15 protein-coding genes are annotated in these 24,001 nt (G+C 58.8%); 1 reads left to right on the forward strand and 14 read right to left on the reverse strand.

Annotated features, from left to right (window positions below; translation table 11 throughout):
- Window positions 1-25: 25 nt before the first annotated feature.
- Window positions 26-673: a LysR substrate-binding domain-containing protein gene (locus GPK89_RS04850; RefSeq protein ID WP_215691817.1), complete on the forward strand. Its 648-nt coding sequence runs from the start codon at window positions 26-28 to the stop codon at window positions 671-673.
- Between the two features lie 3 nt (window positions 674-676).
- Here the strand turns inward: GPK89_RS04850 and GPK89_RS04855 are convergent, their stop codons facing one another.
- The 14 genes from GPK89_RS04855 to GPK89_RS04920 all read right to left on the reverse strand — a co-directional run.
- The gene (locus tag GPK89_RS04855; RefSeq protein ID WP_215691818.1) at window positions 677-1,699 is read right to left on the reverse strand and encodes an alpha/beta hydrolase family protein; all 1,023 of its coding nucleotides are present in this window, start codon (window positions 1,697-1,699) and stop codon (window positions 677-679) included.
- Window positions 1,700-1,719: 20 nt separating this feature from the next.
- Complete coding sequence (locus tag GPK89_RS04860) at window positions 1,720-2,895, reverse strand: hypothetical protein (protein WP_215691819.1); 1,176 nt, start codon at window positions 2,893-2,895, stop codon at window positions 1,720-1,722.
- Window positions 2,896-3,058: 163 nt separating this feature from the next.
- Entirely contained in the window at window positions 3,059-4,540 is a 1,482-nt protein-coding gene (gene malQ / locus GPK89_RS04865; protein ID WP_215691820.1) for a 4-alpha-glucanotransferase, read from the reverse strand.
- Window positions 4,541-4,768: 228 nt separating this feature from the next.
- A complete protein-coding gene (locus tag GPK89_RS04870; protein ID WP_215691821.1) occupies window positions 4,769-5,773 on the reverse strand; it encodes a LacI family DNA-binding transcriptional regulator in 1,005 nt (334 codons plus the stop codon).
- Window positions 5,774-5,805: 32 nt separating this feature from the next.
- Window positions 5,806-6,654 (reverse strand): carbohydrate ABC transporter permease, encoded by an 849-nt coding sequence (locus tag GPK89_RS04875; RefSeq protein WP_215691822.1) that lies wholly within the window; start codon window positions 6,652-6,654, stop codon window positions 5,806-5,808.
- On the reverse strand, window positions 6,654-7,505 hold the full coding sequence (locus tag GPK89_RS04880; RefSeq protein WP_215691823.1) for a carbohydrate ABC transporter permease: 852 nt from the start codon (window positions 7,503-7,505) through the stop codon (window positions 6,654-6,656). The genes GPK89_RS04875 and GPK89_RS04880 overlap by 1 nt, the downstream gene beginning before the upstream one ends.
- A gap of 196 nt (window positions 7,506-7,701) precedes the next feature.
- Entirely contained in the window at window positions 7,702-9,072 is a 1,371-nt protein-coding gene (locus GPK89_RS04885; RefSeq protein WP_215691824.1) for an ABC transporter substrate-binding protein, read from the reverse strand.
- Window positions 9,073-9,598: 526 nt separating this feature from the next.
- Window positions 9,599-10,615 (reverse strand): LacI family DNA-binding transcriptional regulator, encoded by a 1,017-nt coding sequence (locus GPK89_RS04890; protein ID WP_215691825.1) that lies wholly within the window; start codon window positions 10,613-10,615, stop codon window positions 9,599-9,601.
- Between the two features lie 117 nt (window positions 10,616-10,732).
- A complete protein-coding gene (locus GPK89_RS04895) occupies window positions 10,733-13,822 on the reverse strand; it encodes a transglutaminase domain-containing protein (RefSeq protein WP_215691826.1) in 3,090 nt (1,029 codons plus the stop codon).
- On the reverse strand, window positions 13,812-14,768 hold the full coding sequence (locus GPK89_RS04900; protein ID WP_215691827.1) for an AAA family ATPase: 957 nt from the start codon (window positions 14,766-14,768) through the stop codon (window positions 13,812-13,814). Before GPK89_RS04900 ends, GPK89_RS04895 begins: the two co-directional genes overlap by 11 nt.
- Window positions 14,769-14,771: 3 nt before the next feature.
- Window positions 14,772-15,773: a class C sortase gene (locus GPK89_RS04905; protein WP_215691828.1), complete on the reverse strand. Its 1,002-nt coding sequence runs from the start codon at window positions 15,771-15,773 to the stop codon at window positions 14,772-14,774.
- Window positions 15,773-16,651, reverse strand: coding sequence for a class C sortase (locus GPK89_RS04910; RefSeq protein ID WP_215691829.1), 879 nt, complete (start codon window positions 16,649-16,651; stop codon window positions 15,773-15,775). The genes GPK89_RS04905 and GPK89_RS04910 overlap by 1 nt, the downstream gene beginning before the upstream one ends.
- Window positions 16,652-16,951: 300 nt before the next feature.
- On the reverse strand, window positions 16,952-19,177 hold the full coding sequence (locus GPK89_RS04915) for a SpaH/EbpB family LPXTG-anchored major pilin (RefSeq protein WP_215691830.1): 2,226 nt from the start codon (window positions 19,175-19,177) through the stop codon (window positions 16,952-16,954).
- A gap of 55 nt (window positions 19,178-19,232) precedes the next feature.
- On the reverse strand, window positions 19,233-24,001 hold a 4,769-nt coding region (locus GPK89_RS04920), incomplete at its 5' end, for a SpaA isopeptide-forming pilin-related protein (RefSeq protein WP_215691831.1).

Below are 24,001 nucleotides of genomic sequence, written 5' to 3' on the forward strand. Positions count from 1 at the left end.
CGCCGGGACGCGGGATTTACAGGAGATGGGCCGCGGCGGCGGGCTGGTGCTGCTGGGCGGCATCCGCAAGCTGGCGGCCCAGACTGTGCCGGACTTGATGCAAAAATTTCTTGCCACATCCGGCAACGAACATACCCGCTTTGAGCTACACACCGAGAGCAGCTTCACCGCCGATCTGCTGCAAGCCGTGGCCGAGGAACGGCTCGACATGGCTTTCGTCAGCCACCCCGGCGACGACACGGTGTTTGAAAACGTCGCCTTTGCCCGGTCGCCCTTCGTTGTCGTGACGCCGCCAAACCACCCGCTGGCACAAAAAAACAGCGTCACCCTGCGGGAGACGCTGCCCTATCCGTTTGTGTATTTTTCCAAGCGCGGCGGCCTGCGCCGCCTCATCGATGCCCTGTTCCAAAAAATCGGCGCAACGCCGAAAATCGCCTACGAGACGGAGGAAGATACCGTCGTAGCCGGTATGGCGGCGGCGGGCTTTGGCATTGCCATCGTGCCCGACCACCCTGTTCTGCGCTGCATGGATTTAAAGATCATTCCGCTGACCGACCCCGACCCGGGGCGCACGGCCTATCTCTGCCGCAAGCGCGGGGCCTTGCAGCCCGCAGCGGCGCAGCGGTTCTTCGCCTTCTGCCAGGCGCAGCTCAGCCAGGGCGCGTCGCTGTAACGGTCAGCGCAGGGCCGAAACCAAAAACTCTGCCGTGGCGTTTTCAATGCGGGCGGCAATTTCCGCATCACTGGCGGCGCTGCCCTCGGCGGCCTGGTAGTTGTGGTTGGCATCGGGGAAATCGTTTGTCATATCGACAAACGGCAGGTCCCGCGTTGCCAGGGTGTTTTGCACCAGGGCCACGGTATCCTCGCTCAACAGCTCGGCGTCGCCGCCGGTGAAAGCCGCCAGCAGCGCCCCCGGATACTCGGCCAGCACGCCGCAGGGGTCGCTGGCGGCCATCTCGTCAAACAGGGCCGCACCGGCGGCCACGCCCCACTGGGGCAGCTCGACGCTGCCGTTTTCGTCGGCGGTCTGGCGCAGGGCCGCCCGCTCGTCGGCATCATGGGCCAGAAATTCCAGCCCATCCAGCCCGGTATTGTCCGCCGGGCTCCACAGGGCAGCGGCGGTCACAGGGTAGTCCCGGCCGTCCAGGTACAAGCTGACGGCGCGGCCGCCCATGCTGTGGCCCACCAGCCCCAGCCGGGTCGTGTCCGCACCGTAGGTCACCCCCATATAGGCAATGGCGGCGGTCATGTCAGCGCGGATGTTCGTAAGGGTGTAGGCCGTGAACGGTTCCTCGCTCTCGCCGCAGCCGGGAAAGTCCATGGCGATGCTGGCAATGCCTGCATGGGCCAGCCGTGCGGCCAGCGGGCCAAAATGGCCGTCGCCGCCCCGGCTGCCGGTAAAGCCGTGGCAGAGCACCACCAGCGGCCAGCCTGCGCCCTCGGCAGGCGTGGTCACGGTAGCGTGTACCGTCACTTCCGTGCCGTCGTGCCGGGCGCGGAACGTCTCGTCCCGCTGGTCATAGCTCTCGGGCGGGATCGGCTCCGGCGTGGCGGCGGGGGCTTCGGTCACTGCCGGGGCTGCCGTGGGGGCCAAGGCTGCGGCGGGCGTCGGCTGCGGTTCCACCGTGGCCGATGCGCCGCAGCCCGCCAGCAGCAGGGCCAGCGACGCCGCCGCAAGTTTCAACTTCGTATTTTTCATGCGTACCTTCTATGGGGTGGTTACGGCAGGGTCGCGTAGGTGGTGGCGCTGTACGCGCCGTCGGGCAGCAGCGAAAAGGCGTCCACCTTCCAGATGCCGTCCTCCCACACAAGGCGCAGCGTGCGGTGATGGTCCGCTGTGTAGCTGCTGCCGCTGTCCGTGTAGTTGGCGACAAAGTGGCCGTTGTAGATGACCTGGCCATCGGTGTATTTGATGGAGGCCGGGTCGCTGACTGCCTGGAAGTTGCCCAGGTCGTAGGTGTTGCCGGTGTAGTTGCGAATCTCCGCAGCGCAGCGGGTCGAGTTGCCCGCCGTGGAATAGCGCAGCAGCGAGGAATTTCCCTCGTTGATAGCCTCCTGGAAGGAGCGGTAGAACGCCCAGGTCAGCACATCCACGACCTTGTCGCCGGGCTTTGCCAGGCCGGTGGCGTCGCAGTCGGTGTAAGCGCCGTAGTCTGCGCCGAAGGTCAGCTCATTGCCGTAGTCCTTGTTGTACCAGACGGCGGCGGTCTTGTAGCCGCCGTTGCCGTTGTCGGCCACGATGCGCACCTGGCAGACGTCGGACAGGCTGCTGCGGGGGATGACTGCGTCGTTGCCCACGTACGCAAAGTCCACCGCCTTACCGTCCACCGTAATGGTGCCGTTGGCCGCCGCGTTGCGCAGCACGACCTGGGTATCGGTGGCGACCGCCGCCGCAGGGGCCGGGGTCTGGGCAGGCTGGGGCGTAACAGCGGGCGCGGGTGTCTGGGCTGCTGCGGCGCTGTCCGCCGGGGCGGGCGTCTGGGGCGCCGCCGCGTCGGCAGCTTCGGTGGCGACTGGCTCGGCGGCAGGCAGGGTGGCTGCATTGTCCTTGCTGCCGCGCAGGAAGAACACCGCCGCAGCGGCAGCCACAACGACTACGACCACGACTGCCGCAATAATGATGGACAGCTTGCTCTTTTTCGGCTGCTCGGGCTGTTCGGGCTGCGGGGCCGCTGCGCCGAAGGGGTTCTGCGGCTGTTGGGCGTAGGGCTGCACCGGGGGCTGGACAGGCGGCTGCACCGGTGCCTGGGGCGCGGGCTGCACCGGCTGGGCCGGCTGCCGGGCCGGGGCGGCGGGTTCCGCGGGCGTCATATCCGGGAACGGCGTGCCGCAGACCGAGCAGAATTTCTGCGTATCATACCTGGCGGGCGTATGGCATTTCTGACACACTTTCATCGGGAAAACACCTCTTTAGAATTTATACTACTAATAGAATACTGTATCCGGCCTGTAAGGTCAATGGGAAAATATTGTATTTGTGGCCACACTGCATAAAGCCTCCCCCCGGGAGGGCAAAAAAACGCCGCGGCGCTTTTCACGCGCTGCGGCGGTCGTTTGTTTATTCGGGCAGTCTGCCGTACAGTTCCATCAGGTCGTGCAGGCGGCGGGCCAGGCGGGAGTTGAACACCCCCGGCTCGGCGCGCCAGCACCAGTTGCCGCCCAAAGTCGACGGCGTGTTCATGCGGGACTCATGCCCAAGGCCCAGCACATCCTGCGCCTGCACAACGGCCAGGTCGGCCACGCTCGACCAGACGCCGCGCATCATGCCCCAGTGGTAGCCCTCTTTCTTCGTCAGGTTCAGGTAGCGCACGGCGCGCTCCACATCCTCGGGCGCGGCGGTCTCCATCCAGCCGTTGACCGGCTCGTTGTCGTGGGTGCCCACGTAGGCGATGCAGTTGTTCTGGTAGCTGTGGGGGCGGTAGTCGCCGCCGTCGCGGCTGTCAAAGGCGAACTCCAACACCTTCATGCCGGGGTAGCCGCACTCTTTCAGCAAGGCGTTGACATCCTCGGTCAAAAAGCCCAGATCCTCCGCGATAATGCGGGGGCTGCCCAGCTTTTTCTTGATGGCGGCAAACAGCGCATAGCCGGGGCCTTCGCGCCAGCGGCCATGCTCGGCGGTCTTGTCGCCGTAGGGGATGGCGTAATATCCCGCGAAACCGCGGAAGTGGTCGATGCGCACCACATCATAGATGCTGCACATATGGCGGATGCGGCGCACCCACCAGGCATAACCCGTCTTGGCCATGGCGTCCCAGTCAAACAACGGGTTGCCCCACAGCTGGCCGGTGGCCGAGAAGCCGTCTGGCGGGCAGCCTGCCACCTCGGTGGGCAGCAGGTTTTCGTCCAGCTGGAACTCCTGCGGGCAGCTCCACACATCGACACTGTCCAGCGCGACGTAAATCGGCAGATCGCCGATAATGTCGATCTTCATGCGGTTGGCGTAGCCTTTCAGCGCGTTCCACTGGGCGTAGAACAGGTACTGCACCACCTGCCAGAAAGCCACATCGTCGGCGTACTGCTCGCGGGCGGCCTTCAGGGCCTCCGGCTCGCGGCGGCGCAGCGGCTCTTCCCACTCAAGCCAACAGGCCCCGCCGTGGGCGTCCTTCAGTGCCATGAACAGCGCGTAGTCCGGCAGCCAGAAGGCGTTTTCCTTCACGAACTTGCGGTAGGCGGCGTTGGGCTTTGCCAGCAAACGGTTTGCCGCGCAGCGCAGCACCTTGTAACGTTTTTCGTACAGAGCACCGTAGTTGATGGTATCGGGGGCGGATTCCCAATCGATGTTCTCATATTCCTCGGGCAGAAGCAGGTCGCGTTTGGCAAGCTCGTCGAGGTCGATAAAATACGGGTTGCCCGCAAACGTCGAGAAGGACTGATAGGGGCTGTCGCCGTAGCTGGTGGGGCAGATGGGTAAGATCTGCCAATATGCCTGCCCGGCCTTGGAGAGGAACTCCACAAATCGGCGTGCCTCCGCACCCATAGCGCCAATACCATGGGCCGAGGGCAGGCTGGAAATAGGCATCAGAATGCCGCTTGCTCTCATCAGAGAAAACCTCTTTCTTTTGAATGTAAACGCGGGGTGGGTGCCGGGGACGCCGCCCCCCTGCAACGATGCCGCCCGCAGGGCGATGCCAGGCATCGCCCCCTGCAACAAGCACCACAGGGGCCGGGTATGCCCGGCCCTCAGCCTTCCGGCAAACGCGCACCTACGGCAAGGCCGCGGGCCGCACATGTGCGGCCCCTACATGGCGGCGCTGTTTTTGCAAAGTCGTCAAACCTTGCCCACGCTCTCCCCTTCGATCAAATCAAAGGGGACAACTTCGTGTACGGCGCGGCCGGGTTCTTCAATGCAGTGCAGCAAAATTTTTGCACTGCGCTGGGCCAGCTGCTCCATATCCTGCCGGATGGTCGTCAGGCGCGGAATGCTGTACTGCCCCAGGGCAATGCCGTCGTACCCGGCTACCGAGATATCCTGCGGCACCCGCAGCCCGTGATCCTGCAAAGCACGGATGGCTCCCAGCGCCATCAGGTCCGACATGGCGAACACTGTCGTGATATCGGGGCTGTGGTCCAGCAGATACTCCATCGCCTCGTACCCGCTGCGCAGTGAGAACCGTGCGTAGGCGTACTGCTTTTCCATCTCAAAGGGCAGGCCCAGCCGCAGCATGGCGCTCTGGCAGCCTGCCAGACGCGCAAGGCTCGGGCGGGACAGGTTCGGCTTGCCGCCGATGATGCCGATGCGCCGATGGCCCTGCTTGTACAGGTACTCGATCATCCGGTCGGACGCCGCCATATCATCGACCGACACGCTGGAAAGGTTGGCGATGCGCAGCGTGGCCGCGCTGTTGGTCAGCAGCAGGCAGGGGATGCCCAAATCTTCCAGATCAGGGGTGAAATACTCCAGGTTCGACCCCAGAAACAGGATGCCGTAGGGCTTACGCTCCGCACAGATGCGCCGGGCCTGGGCGACCTCGTTGGCTTCCTCGTCGATGTAATAGACGGTCGCCACGTAGCCGCTCTCTTCAATCACGCTCTGCAGCTGCTCTAAAATATCGGCGAACAGCATATTCTGCGTGCCTTTGACAATCAGGGCAATGCCGTCATTGGCCTGCTGTTTTAAATGCTTTGCGTTTGCGTTGGGTTCATAGTTGTGGCGGTTCACGACTTCCAGGATCTTCTGCCGCGTCTCGGCGCTGACGCCGGGGGCGTTGTTCAGCGCCCGCGACACCGTACCAATGGCAAAGCCGGATTCCCGCGCAATATCTTTGATGGTCATAAAACCGGACCTCTTTTCTGGTTCGGCTGAGTTTACCCTTTGACCGCACCGGCCACAACGCCGTCAATGATATATTTCTGGCAGAGCAGGTACAGCACGATGACCGGCAGCACCGTAATCATGATGCAGGCCATCATGGGGGCCATTTCCACCTTACCGTAGCTGCCGCGGAAATACTGGATCGCCATGGGGATGGTGCGGTAGGTCTTGATATCCAGCACCAACGTGGGCAGCAGGTAGTCGTTCCAGACCCACATCGTTTCCAAGATGGCGGTGGAGATCATCGTTGGCTTCAAAATCGGGCAGACGACCTTGAAGAAGATTTGGATGGGATTGCAGCCGTCGATCATGGCGGCCTCCTCAATGGCGATGGGCATGCTCTTGACAAAGCCGGTGAACATGAACACTGCCAGGCCCGCGCCGAAGCCCAGATAGATGATGCAGATGTTGTAGGGGTTATTCAGCTTTAAAGTATCCGCGGTCTTGGCCAGCGTGAACATGACCATCTGGAAGGGAACGATCATGCTGAACACGCACAGGTAGTACATACCCTTGCCGAGCACGCCCTGCACGCGGGTGATATACCATGCGCACATCGAGCAGCACAGCAAAATCAGTGCGACGGACGAGACCGTGATGACTAAGCTATACCAGAAAGAGGACAAAAAGTCCATTTCCTGAATGCCGTAAATGTAGTTTTTCAGCCCGACGAAGGTTTCGGCGTTCGGCAGTTCAAAGGCGTGGGTCGTGGTGATGGCACGCTCTGTCTTTAAGGAGTTCATCAGGATCATGAACACCGGGTACATCCAGGCAATGCACAGGATGGTCAGCAGGACGGACAGCACCGCATTGATGCGGCGGTCTTTTTTGGTAGCACCCATTATGCCTGCACCTCCTTAGAGCGGGTAAAATGCAGCTGCAGCAGCGAGATGACAACCACAAACAGGAAGAATACGACGGCCTTCGCCTGGCCGATGCCCTTCCACTGAGGTCCAGAGCGGGCATAGAAGGTATCGTAGATGTTGTAGGCCAGCATCATGGACTGTTTGGCGGGCTCGCCTGCCGTCAGGGACAGGTTCTGGTCAAACAGCTTGAAAGAGTTGGTCAGCGTCAGGAACGTGCAAATCGTCACGCTGGGCATGACCATGGGGACCTTGATTTTAAAGAGAATCTGGCTGGAGGTCGCACCGTCGATGCGTGCGGCCTCGATGAGGTCGGTGGGCACGTTCTGTAAGCCGGCGATGTAAATGATCATCATGTAGCCGATCTGCTGCCAGCACATCAGGACGATAAGGCCCCAGAAGCCGTAGGTGGCGTTCAACGCCAGCAGCGACTTGCCCCAGGCGGACAGCAGGCCGTTGAGCAGGATCTGCCAGATGTAGCCCAGCACGATGCCGCCGATGAGGTTCGGCAGGAAGAAGATGGTACGGAACGCGTTGGTACCGCGCATACCGCGGGTGAGCAGCAGCGCAATGGCGAATGCCAGCACATTGACGAGCACAGTGGATACGACGGTGAACGCCGCCGTGAACCAGAATGCATGGGTGAAGGTGTCATCCATAAAAATCATCTTGTAGTTGCTCAGCCCCGCGAACTGGACGTTTTTGACCGTCGTGAATTTGCAGAACGACAGCCCGGTGCCCCAGATAAAAGGCCACACAAAGCCGATGATAAAGGCAATGAGGGTGGGCAGTACAAAGACTGGCCAATAGCGCTTAATGGCTTTTTCCATGGAAAAGCCCCCCTTTGTTTAGATTTCCTGTTGCAAAAATGGAGCGGGGCGGGCGAATCCGCCCGCCCCGCTGACCGGTGATGAAAGAGGATAAGGAGAAAAACTGGAGAAAACAGTTTAAGAGAAATGTTTAGGAGGTTTTAGGAGAAAAACGTTTGCAAAGAATTGTAATGCGTTACAGTTGCGTACCCACTACTTACGCAGCTGCGTTCAGGGCAGCCTCAGAAGCCCAGCCATCGACAAAGGCGGTGACAACGTCATCCCAGCTGCCGGTACCGGCGGCGTAGGCGGTCAGAGCAGAGCCGACACCGTTCTTCCAGTTCTCGGAAGGCATGGTGGAGAAGTTCCAGGCCACAGGGGTCTTGCCGGCGGCGGTCATTTCCTTATCGGCCTTGACGAAGACGTTGGGGCTCTCAACAGCATTCTTGAAGGGGATAACGAAGCCCATGTCGTTAGCCATGGCCTTGGTACCCTCGTCAGAGGAAACGCACCAGTACATGAAGTCGAGCGTTGCGTTGATGTCGTCCTCGCTGGCTTCTTTGTTGACGCACCAGTAGTTCTCGGTGCCGGTGCACAGGCCCTGGTTGGCTTCATCGCCGACGCCAATGTAGATGGGCAGCATGGTCAGGTCGTCATCGGTGAAGGGCTTGCCGTCGCCGACGAGGTTGGTGTACTCCCAGGAACCGTTCTGGTAGAAAACGGCCTCTTCGTTCAGGAACTCGTTGCGGCTGTCGTCGCCGGTCTTGCCAGCCAGTTCAGCAGGATCGCAGGTGGAGTTGTTGATGTACAGGTCGAAGATATTCTTGTAGTTGTCGAGATAGGTGCCCTTGATGGCGTCGGTGTTGTCGATGCCGTCCTCCTGATACTCGAAGTAGATGGGCAGGTTGGCCAGATGGGTCTTGTAGCGCCAGTCAGAGGAGCCGTCCATACCAGCGGAGCTGAAGGCAGAGAAGCCCAACTCGTCCTTGCGGGCGGTGATGTCCTCGGCCACCTTCTTCAGGTCGTCGAAGCTCTTGATGTCGTCAACGGTGTAGCCGGCCTTCTCCAGCAGGGTCTTATTGGTGATCAGGCCGTAGCTCTCGATAACGTAACCGATGCCCAGCATCTGGTCGCCGTCTTTCAGGGCGTAGGTGTCGCTGGTCAGATCACCGGCGATCTTGGTGCCGGACAGGTCGTAGCAGTAGTCCTTCCAGTTGGCCAGGCCGACAGGGCCGTTGACCTGGAACAGGGTGGGCGCATCGCTCTTGGCCATCTCGCTCATCAGGGTGGTCTCGTACTGGCCGGAAGCGGCGGTCACGACGGTGACGGGAACACCGGTCTCCTCGGTGTACTTCTTGGCCAGATCCTGCCAGGCTTCATCCTGCTCGGGCTTGAAGTTCAGGTAGTAGACCTTGCCGGCTGCTGCGGGGGCCTCAGCCTCGGTAGAAGCAGCAGTGGAGGTGGAGTCCGCGGTAGAAGCGGCCTCTGCGGTAGAGGTGGCCGTGGAGGCGCTGCCGCCGCAGCCCACCAGCAGACCGGCTGCCATCGCGGCGGCCAGGGTCACGGAGAGAGTCTTTTTCGCTTTCATGTTTTTTCCTCCTTCTAAAGAAAAACAAGAGTTGCAGTAGTGATTGCGTTTTCTTATTCGGAAACGTTTCCGTTTCGGATTGATATTATAATACACCATAAATAGCGAAAAATCAATCGTTTTTTGGTGATTTTATCCAAGATTGGAACCTTGCACAAATTAGAATACCTGTTTTTGTGGAAATATTTCAAAAAACAGGTTGCTTTTTGTCGGAAACGGTTCCTTTGTTGCGCAACCGTTTCCATATGTTGCGCAGTTTTCACGGCAAATCGCACCTCCATCCGCCTCTATTTTTTTCGACTCTATCCCCATGTGGGGGGAGGGATTCATCCCTCCCGGTGCGTTTGCCGCCATTACTCGATTCATTTTTTTGTGGAGTTGTAGGGGCCGCATCTATGCGGCCCGCGCGTCCCCCATTACCGCCCATTCCCCGGGAAACCGCGGGCGGCATAGATGCCGCCCCTACAAAAAGGCAGCGCACCGTTTCCACGGCGTGCTGCCTAATATACTTATTATATACCCTATCTCAGGTTTTCGTCGATTCCCGCATACTGACCTGGTAGCCCAGCTCCACGCGGGTCTCCACCTCACGGCCTTTGAGCGCCTGCAAAAGCTGCTGGGTCGCTTTGCGGCCCAGGGCGTAAGCGTCAAACTGCACCGCCGTGATGGCGGGCGACGACTCAGCCAGCGCGCTGCTGTCATACAGCGACGCCACGCGGATATCCTGCGGCACCCGCACACCCTGCTGCTTGAGCATATTCATCGCCAACAGGGTCAGCCGGTCGTCCATGCACAGGATACAGTCCGGCTTGCGCTCCAACGCCTGGCTCACGGCCTGCATCCGCAGGTCGTCGGTTTCCAGCTCCAAAAACAGCAGGCTCTCGTCGATTTTCTGGTTCATCATGTCATAGGCCTGCTTGAAGCCTTCCAGGCGCGACATATTGACGGTGTACAGCATCGTGCCGCCCAGCAGGGCGATCCGCTTCATGCCCTTCATCAGCAGCAGGCTGGTCAGCTCCCGGCAGCCGCCGACCTGGTCATGATCCACCGACATCACGGTCGGATCCTCGGGGCGGCCGATGGCTACAAAGGGCAGCTTGCGGCTTTTCAGCTGCGGGATCAGCGGGTCGCGTTCCAGCGTGCGGGTCAGAATCAGGCCGTCGATCTTGCGGTTGTCCAAAAGGCGCTCCACCGGGCGTGTCTCGTTCTCGCCTACCAGGGTCAGCAGCACATCGTAATCGCAATCCTCCGCCGCCTGATAGACCGAACGCATCGTCTTGCGCAAAAACGGCATCTCAAAATCAGAGAACTGCTTGGAGATCACCAGCGAAATGTTGTACGAGCAGCGCATCGCCAGCCCGCGTGCCATCACGCTGGGGGTGTAGTTATGCTCCTTCACGTAGTCCTGTACGCGCTGACGGGTTGCTGCGCCCACACGGCCATTGCCGGATATTGCCCGGGATACCGTTGTTTTTGACACTCCCAAAGCCGCAGCGATCGTTCCAATGTCCACAACTTTGTCATTTTTCGGCAATCGCGCCATGATTTCATCTCCCTATTGCATTTCACTACTATAATAATAGGTTTGAAGCGCCGCGTCAAGGCGTTATTTGCTCTTGTTACTTCTCCCCCCTGGAGAATATCACATATTTTCCGGCAATTACCTGTGTAAATTTTTGCGCAGTATGCGGCACAAGCCGCGTACCTGTTGCGCGGTTTGCGCGCTGACCGGCCCCGGCGCAAACTGCGCCGTCTGCACAAGCGCCAGCAGCGTTTCCACATCCTGCGGGGCCGCCGTTTTGGTGTGTTCCCATAAAAATTGTTTAAACTCTTCCTGATCAGAGGATACCCCTTCGCCCAGGCCGCAGCGGCACATCTTTTTGTACAGCGCGCGGAACTCCGCCCGCACAGTATCGGCCGGGGTGCGCCGTGCACGGGCAATGCCCCACACGGCCAGCGCGGCCAGCACCGCCGCCAGCGGCAGCAGCCACCAAAAAGCTCGGGCCTGCGGGGCGGTCGGGTCCACCTCCGGCGCGGGTGTCACGGCGGGCAGCGGGGTCTCGGCATCATCGGCAGTCGGCACAGCGTTCGCGTTGGCGGCCAGCTGGTCCTCGGTCAGTTCGCTGACCATGCCGGGGGTCGTTTCCAGCGGGGTCCAGCCCTGCCCGGCAAGGTACACCTCGGCCCAGGCGTGGGCGTTATCGTCCTGCAAAACGGCCTGCCAGCCGCCGTCACTCTCGGCAAACAGGCTTTGGGGGGCGGCATAGCCCACCACATAGCGGGCGGGCAGGCCCAGCATCCGGCAGAGCACCACCGCCGCCGACGCAAACTGCGTGCTGCTGCCCGCATGGCTCTCGCTCAGAAAATACAACACCGGGTCGGCCCCTTCGGCTGGCTGGGGCGGGTCACTGGTGTAGGTGCAGTGCTCGTTCAGGTAGCTGCGCACAAAGGTTCGTATCGCGTCGGCGTCGCCGGTTAGTTTGTGTTCTTTTTCCGCTGCATCGCAAAATTCTTGCAATGTGCCGTAGTCTGCGCCGTCGGGCGTCGCCAGGTAGCGGCTCTCGGCGTAGGCCGCGTAGGCGCTTTCCAGCCGGTCCAGCACACTGGGATCCGCGTCGGCACGGGCGGTCAGCAGCGTTTTTGCCTCCCCGCGCGGGAAGTAGTAGAACGTGTCGTCCTGCGCGGTCTGGCCTGCTGCCGCGCCGTCGCCGTCCAGGCGGTAGTAGTCGTTAAAATAGGCGTTATAGGGTGCAAAAGTGTAGGCATCGCCGGCGTGCAGCCGCTGCACGGTCATCTGCTGCGGTGCGGCACCATCGTAGGCAGCCCGCAGAAACGGCAGGTTCGCGATTGCCAAACGGCTGTCACCGTCGGTTTTCCAGCTGGCGGCGGCATTGTCGAACTGCTCGGCGTCCGCAGGCTGCCAGCTATGCCCATCGTATTCCGCGCCGATAAAACCGCGCAGGTAGACCGTCTCCGTCGGTTTCTCGTCGGTCGTGACGAGTAAATCCTCCAGCCCTTGCAGGGCCAGGCCGTCGCTCTGGGTCAGGCTGCCGTCCTCGACGCCGCCCGCCGCCGCGCTGACGTGAAAGTTCAACGCCCCGCCGCTGATTTTTGGCAGCCACTCGATGGCCGCCCCCAGCGCCGCCGCCCGGGCGCGCTCCGTCACCGGCTGCAGAGCATCCAGAGGCAGGGCCAGCACCGGGCGCAGTGCCAGCGCAGGCAGGAACAACACCGCGCAGACCAGCATCATCCCGGCGGCGGTGGTTTTCTGGGTCGTGAGGAAGTTTTCCACATTCGCAGCGTAAACGGTGGAATCTTTTTTGCCCCACAGCCGCCTGCGCCGCACCGACCGCGCCGCCGCCCACGCGCCGACGCAGCCCAGGAGCAGCAGCAGCCAGCCCACAGCTCCGCCGCCCGCGCCCGCCAGCAGCACAAGCACCACGGCAGGCAGCAATACCAAATCCAAAAGCAGCGCGTCGCTGCGCCAGACCGTCACAGCGGCAAAAAACGCCGTGATGGGCACAAGCGCCAGCAGCACAAACAGCCCGCACGCACCCACCTCACCCACGGCAAAATCCGCGTTGAAACGTGTATTCAGGCACAGCTTCACGGCGTTGGCAAAGGCTTCCATGCCGCGCAGGAAGTCCCGCTGCACCAAAAACAACAGCACCAGATACCCCACGGCCAGCGCCAGCACAGCCCCGCGCTTGGCAGCGGCAGGCAACGGTGCATAGCACAGCGCCAGCCACAGGGCGCACAGCGCTGCCGCGCCGGGCCAGATCCAGGCGGGCAGCAGCAGCGAAAACGCGCTGTTCACCGCCGCCAGCAGCCCCAGCGTCAGCAGCAAAAGTATCGAAAAATCCACGCAGCCACGCAGAACAGGCCGTGCCGCCGCACCCTGCTGGGGCAGCAGCACGCGGTCCACAAATTCCAGCCCGGTGTCCGGGTCGGCGGCCTTGCGGCGGGTCAGGGTGCGCAGCCGGGTCACAGCCGCCCGCCCAAAATGCAGCACGGGCGGCGGGGTGCCGCCATCCTCGGCCAGCAGCGTGCCGGCCGGGTCGGCACGGTAAGTCGTGCCCAGCGGCTCCCGCACGGTCAGCTCGTCCACCTTGGCCGTCAATTTCCAGTGGATTTGTTTTAAGGGATCCCCCACACGGTAGGGGCGCAGGTCGTAGACGCCGTCGGCAATGTCCTGTCCCGCGCGGCTCTCCTGCTCGGCGCGGTTCTGCGGGGTATTGCCCGCGCCGTCGGCCTCTCCCTCGGCGGGCGGCAGCACGCACAGCTCCCACGTTTGGCCGTCCGGCGGGCAGTCCGCCGCAAACAGGCCCAAGTGGTCCCGCACCGTCAGCTTTTGCAGTTTGAACCGCCACAGCCCGCTTTTGGCGGCCCGCAGCGTCACCCGCAGGTCGGCGCGGCCGCCCGGGGCCAGCATGGCGGCACAGGGCAGTTCGATGGCCGTACCGCTCTCGGCATCCTCAGCCCGCAGCACGGCCCGCAGTTCAGGCACGGTGCGCCGCCCGGCGTTTTGCAGGTGCACTGTCACGGCAAATGCCTCGCCGGGGCGCACCGGTTTGGCGGGCAGCTGCAAGGCCGCCGTCACCTGCCGCCGCAGCGTGCGGGCGTCCCACCACAAAAACGCGGTGAACACCATCGCCAGCGCCAGCAGGAACACCACAAACGGCGCACGGCTGACCGCGGCGGCGCAAAACAGCACGGCCAGCAGCAGGCCGCAGCCCACCTTACCTGCCATGGGTCGGTTTCTCCGGGCGGGGGCGCGGCACAGTGTGCAGCACGTCGGCGATCACGTTTTCCACCGTCTCCCCGCCGGTGCGGGCCTGCTCGGTCAGGCTCAGGCGGTGGTGCGCGGTGTCGGCAAAAATCGCGGTCACATCCTGGGGCACGACAAACTCCCGCCCCGAGAGGTACGCCGCAGCCCGCGCCATACCGGCCACGGCCAGCGACGCACGGGGGCTAAGCCCCAGCGCCAGCCGTGCGTCCTTGCGGGTCGCCTGGGAAAGCTCTACGATATACCGCAGAATTTCCTCGCTCATATAAATGTTGTCCACCTCGGCCTGCATGGTCAGCAGGTCGTTCTGGTCCATGACCGGCTGCACGCGGTCCAGCAGACCGTGGCGCGGCTGGCGGGTCAAAATCTCCATTTCGGCCTCGGTGTCGGGGTAGCCCATGACCACGCAGACCATAAAACGGTCGAGCTGCGACTCCGGCAGCATCTGCGTACCGATCGAGCCAACCGGGTTTTCCGTCGCCATGACGGTGAAGGGCTGGGGCAGCTTGCGGGTCACGCCGTCCACCGTCACCGCACCTTCCTCCATGACTTCCAGCAGGGCGGATTGGGTGCGGGCGCTGGTACGGTTGATCTCATCGGCCAAAAACAGGTTGCAGGCCACCGCGCCTGGGTGGTAAACGAACTTGCCGGTCTCTTTTTGGTACAGCGAAAACCCCACAATATCAGACGGTAATACGTCCGGTGTGAACTGTACGCGGTTCTGGGTCAGCTGCATAGCGCGGGCAAACGCCTGGGCCAGTGTGGTTTTGCCCACGCCGGGGATATCCTCCACCAGCACATGGCCGCGGGCCAGCATTGCCATCATGATTTTCAAAATTGCTTCGGGCTTGCCCAGTACGGCCTTGCCCACCTCGGCCGTCACGGCCAGCGCTTTTTCTCGTGTCTGCATCGGTCAGTCCTTTCTGTGGCGGCGCAGGATCAGCCCGCATCCCACCACGGCGGCAATCAGCACAATTCCTGCCCACAGGGCGTTGTTTTCCAGCCATATCATCCAGTTGGAGTACGCCCCGCCCGCATCCTCGCCGCTGCCCTCGTTCGGCAGCGGGTTGATGCTCTCGGGCGCGATCTCCTCCACGGCGGCGGTGCCGTCGGGGCTTTCCACCGTCACCTGGCGGGGCGCGGCGTCCCAGCTGCCCGCGCACTCGGCCAAATCTTCCTCATGGGTGGCGGGGGCGGCGTCGGGGTCGCGCTCGGCAATGACCAGGTAGCGCTGGGTGTTCTGGGTGTAGGGGTGGCAGGTCGTCAAGGTCAACAGATCCCGCCCCGGCTGTATCAGTATCGCATTTATGTCGTCCGGCTGTATAATTTTCAGTTCACACACGCGGTAGGTCAGGGTCTCCCACGGCGTGGTCAGGGTGATTTTGTCGCCGATCTGTATCTGCTGCACGTTGCGCAGCATCTCCGCGCCGTAGTAGCCGCGGTGGGCGGCAATGACCGTGTTGGTGTTCGCGCCGCCCAGCGGCATCGAGGTCTGCCCCAGCAGTGCGCCGCCCCGGGCCATGTTTTCGGTGCTGGCCCCCAGATACACCGGCAAATCTAAATCCAGGCGCGGCACCCACAGCGCAGCGATCATATCATCGGGCAGGCCGTAGGCCGTCAGGTCAAAGGCGGGCGTCTCGTAGGCAAAGGGGTCCTTCAGCCCGCTTTGCCCCGCGGCGTAGATTTCCGCGTTGTAGGCTTGCAGGGCGTTGTATAAATCTGCGTAGGGGCGCGTGTTTTCGGCAGTCGGGTCGTCAGCGGCCACGGCGGCGGACTCGGCGGCAGACTGCACAAAGGTTTCCACGGCGGCGGTGCTTTTGCGGCGGGTCAGGTATTGGCTGACCGTCGGCTGCAGCATCAGCCCCGCGCCCACCAGTATGGCAAGCCACGCAAAAATTTGCAGCAGGCGTTTCATCAGTCTTCCTCCTCGCGCTTTTTGCAGCGGTGCAGCAGCAAAAGCAGCAGCAGCGCCTCGCCGCCGATGATAATACTGCCGGTCACGCTGATCCACGGCCAGGCGTCCACCACGCGCTTGACGATGTTGCCGGTGTTCAATGCCTGGTACTGCACGGCCTGCGGGGTGTCGGTGTCCTCGTCCTCGCCGTTGTAGGGCACGCGCACGCCGCGCACCAGCATACGGTGGGTGTTGATGGCATAGGGCGTGCAGGTGACAAGGGTGCAGTAGTCCCCGCCGGGGATGATTTCCAAATCCTCGGTGTGTTCCGGCTCCACGACCTTGACCTGGTCGACCTGGTAGGCTAGGACTTCGTCCATGACGTGCAGGTAAAATTTGTCACCTTCCTGCATTTTGTCCAAATCGGTAAACAGGACGGCCTCGGCCAGACCGCGGTGGCCTGTCAGCACGCTGTGGGTGCTGTCACCGCCAAGCGGATAGCTCGACCCTTCCAGATGGCCGACGCCCTTGAGCAGCACCTCGTCGCTGGTGCCCTCATAAATCGGCAGATTGACGTCGATTTTGGGGATTTTTATGTAGCCCAGGCTCTCGCCCACGTCCATCAGGTCCACATAGCTTGTGCCGGTGTCGGCGGCTTCGCCCGCCGCGTCGCGGCCCACGGCATTGCTGAGCTGTTCGTTGTAGCTGCGGGCCGCTTCTTTTGCAGCATCGAGCTTTTCTGTATCCATGGATTGGACGGTATCGTCGTAGCTGTCAATGACCGCCGACGCATGGCGCTGTGCCACCGCGTTGCTGACGACCGGGTACATCGCCACGCCGATGCCCGACAGAATCATCAGCGCCGCAAATCCAAGTTTTAATTTGCCTGTGGTATCCATAGGTGTGCCTTTCTGTTCGTGGGGGGAAATATCTGTGGCAATTTGCAGGGGCCGATGCCTGCATCGGCCCGCAAGCCGCCCTTGTCAAAGACAGCCTCCCCCGGGATGGGGGGAGGTGGCGCGAAGCGCCGGAAGGGGAGCGGTGGCCGCCATCGGCGGCCGGAGGGATTCCACCCCGCCGCCATATCCCCTTTGCCTTATATTATACCCCCATAACCACCATAGGGGAAGAGCCAATCCCGGCCCTTCCCCTATGGGTTTACCCTTCTAATTATCTTTTGGTGTTTGCATCATGCGGTTTTAAGCGCGGTCGTTCTTCTTTTTCATGCTGAACAGCACCGCCACACCGGCCAGCACCAGCAGCACGCCGATACCGCTGAACAGAAGTGTGCCAAAACCACCGGTGACAGGCAGCTGGAAGCCCTTCTTGTTGATGATTTCGGTGGACAAAATGCCGTAAGTTACTTTTTCACCGCGATCCAGACCCGCGGATTGCTCCGTTCCCTCCTGTGTACCGTTGTTCGTCTGTGAACCATCGTTCGGCGTTTTAAATGTTTCTGTGTTTGCATCATGGCTATGCTTTACAAGTACGCCTTTGTCAAAAGTATTTTTCTCTTTCCACGTAGTCTTGTAAACAATATCCAGCTTTGCTTCCACAGGAGCACCCAGCAGGTTGTAACCCTCTTTCGTCTGGGTCTCAACCAGCCAATATCTGCTTGCGCCAGTCGTTGCCGTCTTACTGTTGCTTAAGCCGGTAAAGGTCAGTTTGCCGCCACCCTCAGTTGTACCGGTTGCAACTTCTTTATAGCTGAACTTGTTTGTATCCTTAAAGCCAAGCGCTTTTGCGTCATCATCGGACAGCACTTTTTCACCGGTTTCTGTCTGATGCGCAATCTGCTCATACAGTTTAAATGTTACGCCATCCAGTGGAGTTTCCTTGTTTCCATCTTTACCAACCTTAGTGATATCAATTTGGAAGGTATAGACAACGGCAGTATCCTCAATATGATTATGGTCGGCGGTTTCATCTTCGAGTACGTTGCCAGACTTAATTTTGTTAGAGTACGTCAGGTCAACCTTATTGTGGTTGCCCGCAGTGGTCGTGTCAGCACCTTTCTTTAAGGTTGCTTCGTAGGTAATGTAAATTGTTTTACCGGCATATTCTTCCAGCTTTGCGGGGTCAAAGTCAATCTTAAAGCCCTTACCTTTTGCATTATTCGTGGAAGTGATACCAGCTGTCTCTTTTACCAAAGATTTTGTAATTAGAGCTTTACAGTCCGAATTACTATAAAATTGAATTCTCGTATCATCATCCAGGTTTTCCGGCGTATCCGTCAGACAGAAGGTTTTCAGCTTCGCAATGTTGGTGGGAATCGTAACTGCAATTCTATACGGAATCTTATCACCGACTGCATAGTCAGCTGCTTCCTGATAGGTTTTGCCATCTGTACGGTTCACGACCTGCTTGTCTACGTCAGGGGCATAGTTGGTAACAGTGATGGTCGTACCTTTAATCTCGTAATCACTATTACTATCATCCAACTTCGTCACTTTTTGGCCGTCGGGGGTTGCTTCAATTTTGAACGTGTAGCTGGCAGCAGTATCAAGGATATACTTTTTATCTACGCCCGCAGCACTGTCCGCGTAGCCAACCTCGGTAAAACGATATGTGCCGGGATGCAGTCCATCGACCTTAATGGTACCGTTGTCGCCATTAACTATACTAGTCGTATAAATGCCATTGTTATTGTTTTTGCTAGTTACGATTTCCCAGGCATCGGTATCCCCTACGGTTTTGCCCTCTTTCAGACGCTCCAGCCTAAACTGAACGCCGTTCAAACCCGTGGGTGTATTGTATGCATCCCCGCCAACAAGGCCCTGCTTTTTCAGATAAATTGTACCAGTCTGGGTGCTGTTCTTCGGGTAGACATGGATATCATACAACCACTGTGTCGGGTCGGCTTTTCCATTTGCGCCAACTTTCGTCATAGGCACAGAAACCAGGAAGGGGTCAACTGCCTTTGTAACAGCAGCCGGCTTCGTCGTCTCAACAACAAGGTAAAGGCCGACTTCAAGTTCATTAAACGTTACTTCGCCCTTTTCGTTAGTTTTTTTCTCGTCGCCATGCCGTTGGTACGTCTTGTTATCCGTCGTCTTTACACTTTTTTTGTCAGCTACAGGTGTATAGTCGCTTGCTTTCGGCTCCGTGTTATCTTTGCCATTATAGTATGCAACAAGTTCCTTCGCAGTCATTACTTGGTAAATCGAGAAGCCAACATCCTTTGCCGCTTCTGCTTCCGGCTCCTTGGTGAGCTTCTCGCCGTAGTTGCTGCTTCCACCGTTCACTTCGCCGTCCACCAAATACTTGTGAATCGTGATTGAACCTTTTTTACCAGTATCAATCGTACTAGTAGAAGGCGCTGTGGGCGTTGTATCTTCGCCACCCGCCGCGGCGGCGGGGAGGGCGCAGACGCTGAGGGCCATTACGGCGCTGAGGACGCCGGTAAGGAAACGTTTTAGTTTCATCTGTCATAACCTCTTTCTTTTTAAGATTATCGTAGCGGGGAAATCGGGGGCCATATCAGGAACGCTTGCCCCCTTTCCGATTGTAGCGGAATACCAGCACCAGCAGCCCGGCCACCAGCAGCGGCAGGCCGATCAGCAGCCACAGGCTGGGGGCGTCCGCGCCGGTGTGCGGCAGCGTAAAGCCCTTGCGGTTGTTGATGATCAAACTCACCGTGTAGCCGTTTGCGGCGTCGCCTGTAACCATACCGTCTTGCTTCGTGCCGTTTATCAGGCATTCGTTTTTTTGCAGGGTAAACTCAATCGGTGCGGCCAGCAGGTTGTAGCCGTCCACGGTTTTCAGCTCCGTTAAACGGTAGCTGCCCTCAGACAGGTTTTCAAAATTGCACTTGCCCGCGTTGCCATCAACGTCCGCAGTCGTCCCGGTCATGGGACCCTTGCCGCCATTAAACGTCGTATCAACGTCGTTGCCGTTCAGCTTTTCCAGCTTGAACTCCACGCCGTTCAGCGGCTCGGTTTTGCCGTTCTCGTCAAGGCCCTGCTTGGTGATAGCCAGCTCATACACCGGCGGCACCTGCTTGTTGGTCAGGGTAAGCGATACCGAATCAACATCTTCCGTTATGGTTTGCGCGGCGCTGTCAACTTTGTAATTATAGTCACCCAGTTTCAGCGTGCCGCTGGCGGTGTACTGGCCATTTTCCGCATCCCATTCCACCACGCGGTACTCATAATAGGTAGTGCCGTTGATGTCATAGGCATCCATGCCGGTGAACGTGTGTTTCCACGTTCCAGTGTCGTTGTCCTTCTTCAGTTCAACTTCCGTGCCCTGCACATTTTCCCATTCTTCATTCGTACTGTCCGCATGGCGGCGCTGCAATTCGATCCGAATCGATGCCGGCAGGCCGTCGGTAAGCTCCTTACCTTCGGCATCCTGCCATTTCTTTTCTACATCAATAGCGATCGGCTTGCGTGCCGTGTTGGTGAACACCACCCGGACGCCGGGTATCGTGTTGCCGTTCTTGTCCGGCGTGTCTGCAACAATAGTGCCGCTGGCTTTGCCGTCTTCCGACTGTTCGCTGCCGTCCACGGTGATGCTCTTGATATACCGATTCTCCGTGGGGTCTTCCGTGACGGTAACGGTCGTGCCAATCGGTATCCCTTCCAGCGGAACGGTTTTGCCGACTTGAACTTCAACTTTTTCGGTTACTTCCTCTTTGCCGCCCAGGCCGCCGATGTTCGAGTACTGCACGGTAAAGGTGTACGTTTCACCCTTCAACTTCTCATACTCGTCCTGCGGCACCTGTTTGGTGATGCTCAGCGAGCCGGTTTTGACTTTGTTGATGAATTTCACCTTCAGCTTGGTGAACTGGTTTGTACCATCCGGGTCCCTGTACGAGCGGAACACGATGGAGTTTTCCGGCTTTTGGGTTCCTGTGTAGCCGGCGTTTTGGATTTGCCGTCCGTCTTCGCCGGGGCCCGTTTGGTACTTTTCCTTACGGCCATCATCCGGGGTTGTGCCATCGCCCTTCATTATCTGCGCATCGCCTGGAACCTCAACGGTAGTACCGCCCTTGTTTTCCATGACGGGCTTGCCGTTCTCGTAGATTTTCCAGGTGGTGGCATACAGGTCCGTGTCGGGGTATTCTTGCAGCGAGATATAACTGCCGCGCCGGAACTGGTCCGCAAAGGTGACGGTTTCGCCGTTTTGCAGGTCAAACGTGCCGTCGCTGTTCACCACCGTGTGGGTCTTATCGTCCTTGCTGGTGGTATACTGTGCACCGACCGCGTCCATCAGTTTGCCCGCATTTACCGAGCCGTAGTCCTTGATGGTATACTGCTTGGTCGTAAAGCCGATGCCGGAGCCGCCGCCTGCATCCGTTGTTGCCGCCAAGTCCAGTGCGGCATAATGGGTCGCCCAGTTTTTGATGCCGACCTTGAACTGGAGGGTGGAATCCGTGAAGTAGGGTTTCAGCGCGTTGCGAACCCCGGTCGCATCGACCTTTTTTTCCACCTGCAGCTCGTTATGGTCCGGGAAGTTGAACGCCACCGCCATGTTGGACTCCCACATACCGCGCTCCATGTAGTACATGGTAAGGGTGTGCTTGGTGTTCTTGGGGAGCGTCATCGGCTTGTTGCTCTTCCATTTGAACTGATAATTCGTCTTATTAAACTTTACGTTTTTGTAGTTGTTTCCCAGCGACTCATAATATAGGTTGTTGCTCTCTTTGTTGTTGCGCTCTTTGTTGTTGCTGGCTTTGATGTCGCTGACGTAGGATGTAACGGTGTTGTTTTCGCCGTCCTCGCCAAACTCCAGCAGACCTTGCGCTTTTGCATGGGCACCGCCGACATCCAGCACCAGCTGGTCATCAATGAACACCCACACATCATCATCGCCGGAGAAGAAGAACTTGATGGGGACTTTCTTGCTCTCATCTTTTCCTACTACGACCTTGCCGTCCTCTGTCAACGTAAAGTCAAATTGCAGTTTAGCACCGTAACCGTAGTTGTACCGGTTGACATGATTGCCTTCATATTGGTTGAAGGGGAAGAAGCCGTAGCCGTCTTCCTCACCATTTACTGTATTACGATTTCGAGAGTGGTTTTTTTCCTCATCATTTATAGGGCTGTCAAGGTAATAGCCGCCTTCTTTGCTTGTATCTTTTTTCAAATACAGCGGCGTCTCGTTGCTATCATAGTACCAATACTGCGCTTCGCCTTCCTTGGAATCGCCGTTTGTCCCATTAAAAACGTTCTTCTGCTTAAAAGGGAACGCAACATCTTTGTAGACCTTGCCCAGTACAGCCTTTGCAGAGTTTTCTCCGGTCAGAAATTTTTCATTAAAGTGCGGTTCTGCCAAATTTGTTCCGTACAGGGTCGGGTTATGATTTCCGTCGCGCTTATCGCTTACCAAGCCTTGGAAGGTACTCGAATCAAGGCTATGATTATTGTTAGTATTACCATCTACATCAACGTTTGCATTGTTGACTGCCATAAACGTATTATACAAGCTATCGCTGTTGCCCCATCCATACAGGTCAAGATTAGCAGCAATCTTGCTAAACCAGTCCCAGTCCATTTCATTTGGCTGGAAATGCCCTGTATACAATGGATACTGAACCTTTTTCTCTGGCGACGACGGCACATAATCCTTGTAATAATCGCTCAATGCGCGGTCAAATTGCTCAAATTCAACATATGCTCGATGTGTTCGAGTGTCTTGGTAATCATTTTCTTTACGTGTTTTTCCGTTCAGCTCGTAGTCCGAGTAGTAGTCATACAGGGTACTGTCGATATACTTCACATCGTTTTGCGGCGTAAAGATACCGGTATCCAGCTTTACTATCTCAGCTTTCTTGCCCTCAGCCTTCTTGCCCGCTTCCGCATCGCGGATATCAGATTTTTTACCCCAATAGCCATCCCGATAACCGCCGCCGTAGGTAATGTCATCGCCGGTGTCCGCATAGAAGCACGGCTCTTCCAGGCTGCTATCCCATGTCAGCGTGTTCGTTGCACGGCCATTGATATCGCTCGTCGGCGGGGTTGCTGTATCGGAGAACTGTACTTTCGTGTAGCCTTCCGGGACATTTACATACCAAAGGTGTCTTGACTCGGAACTATCCTCCAGCCGGGTCATCTCACCTGGCAACTCCGGATTGCCGTCCCCGGTCAGGATATAGTAAAGCTTTCCGTCGTTTCCCGGCATTCCGTCTGCCGTTGTTCCGGAATCTCCACTATACGACATATCCGAGAACGTCGCGTCAAAGTAAATGCGTGTTGCGTTGGGCGCGCCCCACTGGACGTCAGCCGGCCCTTTGTAGATAAAGCAGTAATTCGTTTCGGCGTTATACTGGAATGTACCTACCTCTTCCGAAGCAACGTTATCATTGTAGAAGTTATAGTACGTTTTGCCGATGGGTTTGCCGCTTGCATCGGTGAAGCCGACATAGCGGCAAGAATCATCCGGAATCTCGATTCCTCTAGAGACTTCGCCTGCGTCAAGCGATCCAATGGCCTGCTGATTGCCGACTTCCTTGTATTCATCACCGACTTTTTCGTAGAACGTTACTTTGATACCGGTGAGAGTGTTCTCCGTTTTGTTTTGAAACGAGATTTTTTGGCCGGTATAGGGAATCTGCTGGGCGACCTCGGCGTAGGGTTTCAGGCAGTTGGGGTTCCATGTGGTGTATGTTTTATCCTCCAGGCCGCCCGCGTCAAAGATATGGTCCCCCATGGCATCAACATACAGCCATGCGTTAGGCCCATTCATTTGAATGGTATGCTCACCTGATTCTGATGTAAACTTTATATATACATAACCGCCATATGTACACTCCGCCGATTCGTTGTCCTCGTATCGCAGACTCACGACATAAATTGGGCGTTTTTGACCATCATTGGTCCTATAGCCTGGGACTCGGCTCATTTCGCGGGTTATCTCATTAGCCTTGGTATCACTATTGTCCGCGCCGCGCTTGCCTGTGAATTTGACCTTATCGCTTTTGCCCCAGCTGGCAGGCGGGGCAAAGTAGAAGGTGTACGTCGTGCCTTTTACCGGGCTGCCGCCCTCCGCAACTGCATTGACTGCCGCGAAGGTTACAAATTTTTCTTCGCTTTCGCTGTTCTCCTCGTCATCCGGTATCGGCGTCACGGTGGGCGTCGGTTTCGGGGTGGGGGTCGCGGTGGGTGTCGCCGTCTGGGTCGCAGTGGGCGTTGCCGTCGGCGTGGGGGTCGTGGTCGCGGCGGGCGTCGCCGTCGGCGCGGGGGTCGGGGTCGCGGCGGGCGTCGCCGTCGGCGCGGGGGTCGGGGTCGCGGCGGGCGTCGCCGTCG

This window comes from Gemmiger formicilis (assembly GCF_018784445.1).
In the GTDB taxonomy this organism is placed as follows: domain Bacteria; phylum Bacillota; class Clostridia; order Oscillospirales; family Ruminococcaceae; genus Gemmiger.

What these genes read in the sequence shown, in the direction of transcription:
- GPK89_RS04850 (WP_215691817.1), top strand. Translation starts at nt 26, where the DNA reads ATGGGCCGCGGCGGCGGGCTGGTGCTGCTGGGCGGCATCCGCAAGCTG.
- GPK89_RS04855 (WP_215691818.1), bottom strand. Translation starts at nt 1,699, where the DNA reads ATGAAAAATACGAAGTTGAAACTTGCGGCGGCGTCGCTGGCCCTGCTG.
- GPK89_RS04860 (WP_215691819.1), bottom strand. Translation starts at nt 2,895, where the DNA reads ATGAAAGTGTGTCAGAAATGCCATACGCCCGCCAGGTATGATACGCAG.
- malQ (WP_215691820.1), bottom strand. Translation starts at nt 4,540, where the DNA reads ATGAGAGCAAGCGGCATTCTGATGCCTATTTCCAGCCTGCCCTCGGCC.
- GPK89_RS04870 (WP_215691821.1), bottom strand. Translation starts at nt 5,773, where the DNA reads ATGACCATCAAAGATATTGCGCGGGAATCCGGCTTTGCCATTGGTACG.
- GPK89_RS04875 (WP_215691822.1), bottom strand. Translation starts at nt 6,654, where the DNA reads ATGGGTGCTACCAAAAAAGACCGCCGCATCAATGCGGTGCTGTCCGTC.
- GPK89_RS04880 (WP_215691823.1), bottom strand. Translation starts at nt 7,505, where the DNA reads ATGGAAAAAGCCATTAAGCGCTATTGGCCAGTCTTTGTACTGCCCACC.
- GPK89_RS04885 (WP_215691824.1), bottom strand. Translation starts at nt 9,072, where the DNA reads ATGAAAGCGAAAAAGACTCTCTCCGTGACCCTGGCCGCCGCGATGGCA.
- GPK89_RS04890 (WP_215691825.1), bottom strand. Translation starts at nt 10,615, where the DNA reads ATGGCGCGATTGCCGAAAAATGACAAAGTTGTGGACATTGGAACGATC.
- GPK89_RS04895 (WP_215691826.1), bottom strand. Translation starts at nt 13,822, where the DNA reads ATGGCAGGTAAGGTGGGCTGCGGCCTGCTGCTGGCCGTGCTGTTTTGC.
- GPK89_RS04900 (WP_215691827.1), bottom strand. Translation starts at nt 14,768, where the DNA reads ATGCAGACACGAGAAAAAGCGCTGGCCGTGACGGCCGAGGTGGGCAAG.
- GPK89_RS04905 (WP_215691828.1), bottom strand. Translation starts at nt 15,773, where the DNA reads ATGAAACGCCTGCTGCAAATTTTTGCGTGGCTTGCCATACTGGTGGGC.
- GPK89_RS04910 (WP_215691829.1), bottom strand. Translation starts at nt 16,651, where the DNA reads ATGGATACCACAGGCAAATTAAAACTTGGATTTGCGGCGCTGATGATT.
- GPK89_RS04915 (WP_215691830.1), bottom strand. Translation starts at nt 19,177, where the DNA reads ATGAAACTAAAACGTTTCCTTACCGGCGTCCTCAGCGCCGTAATGGCC.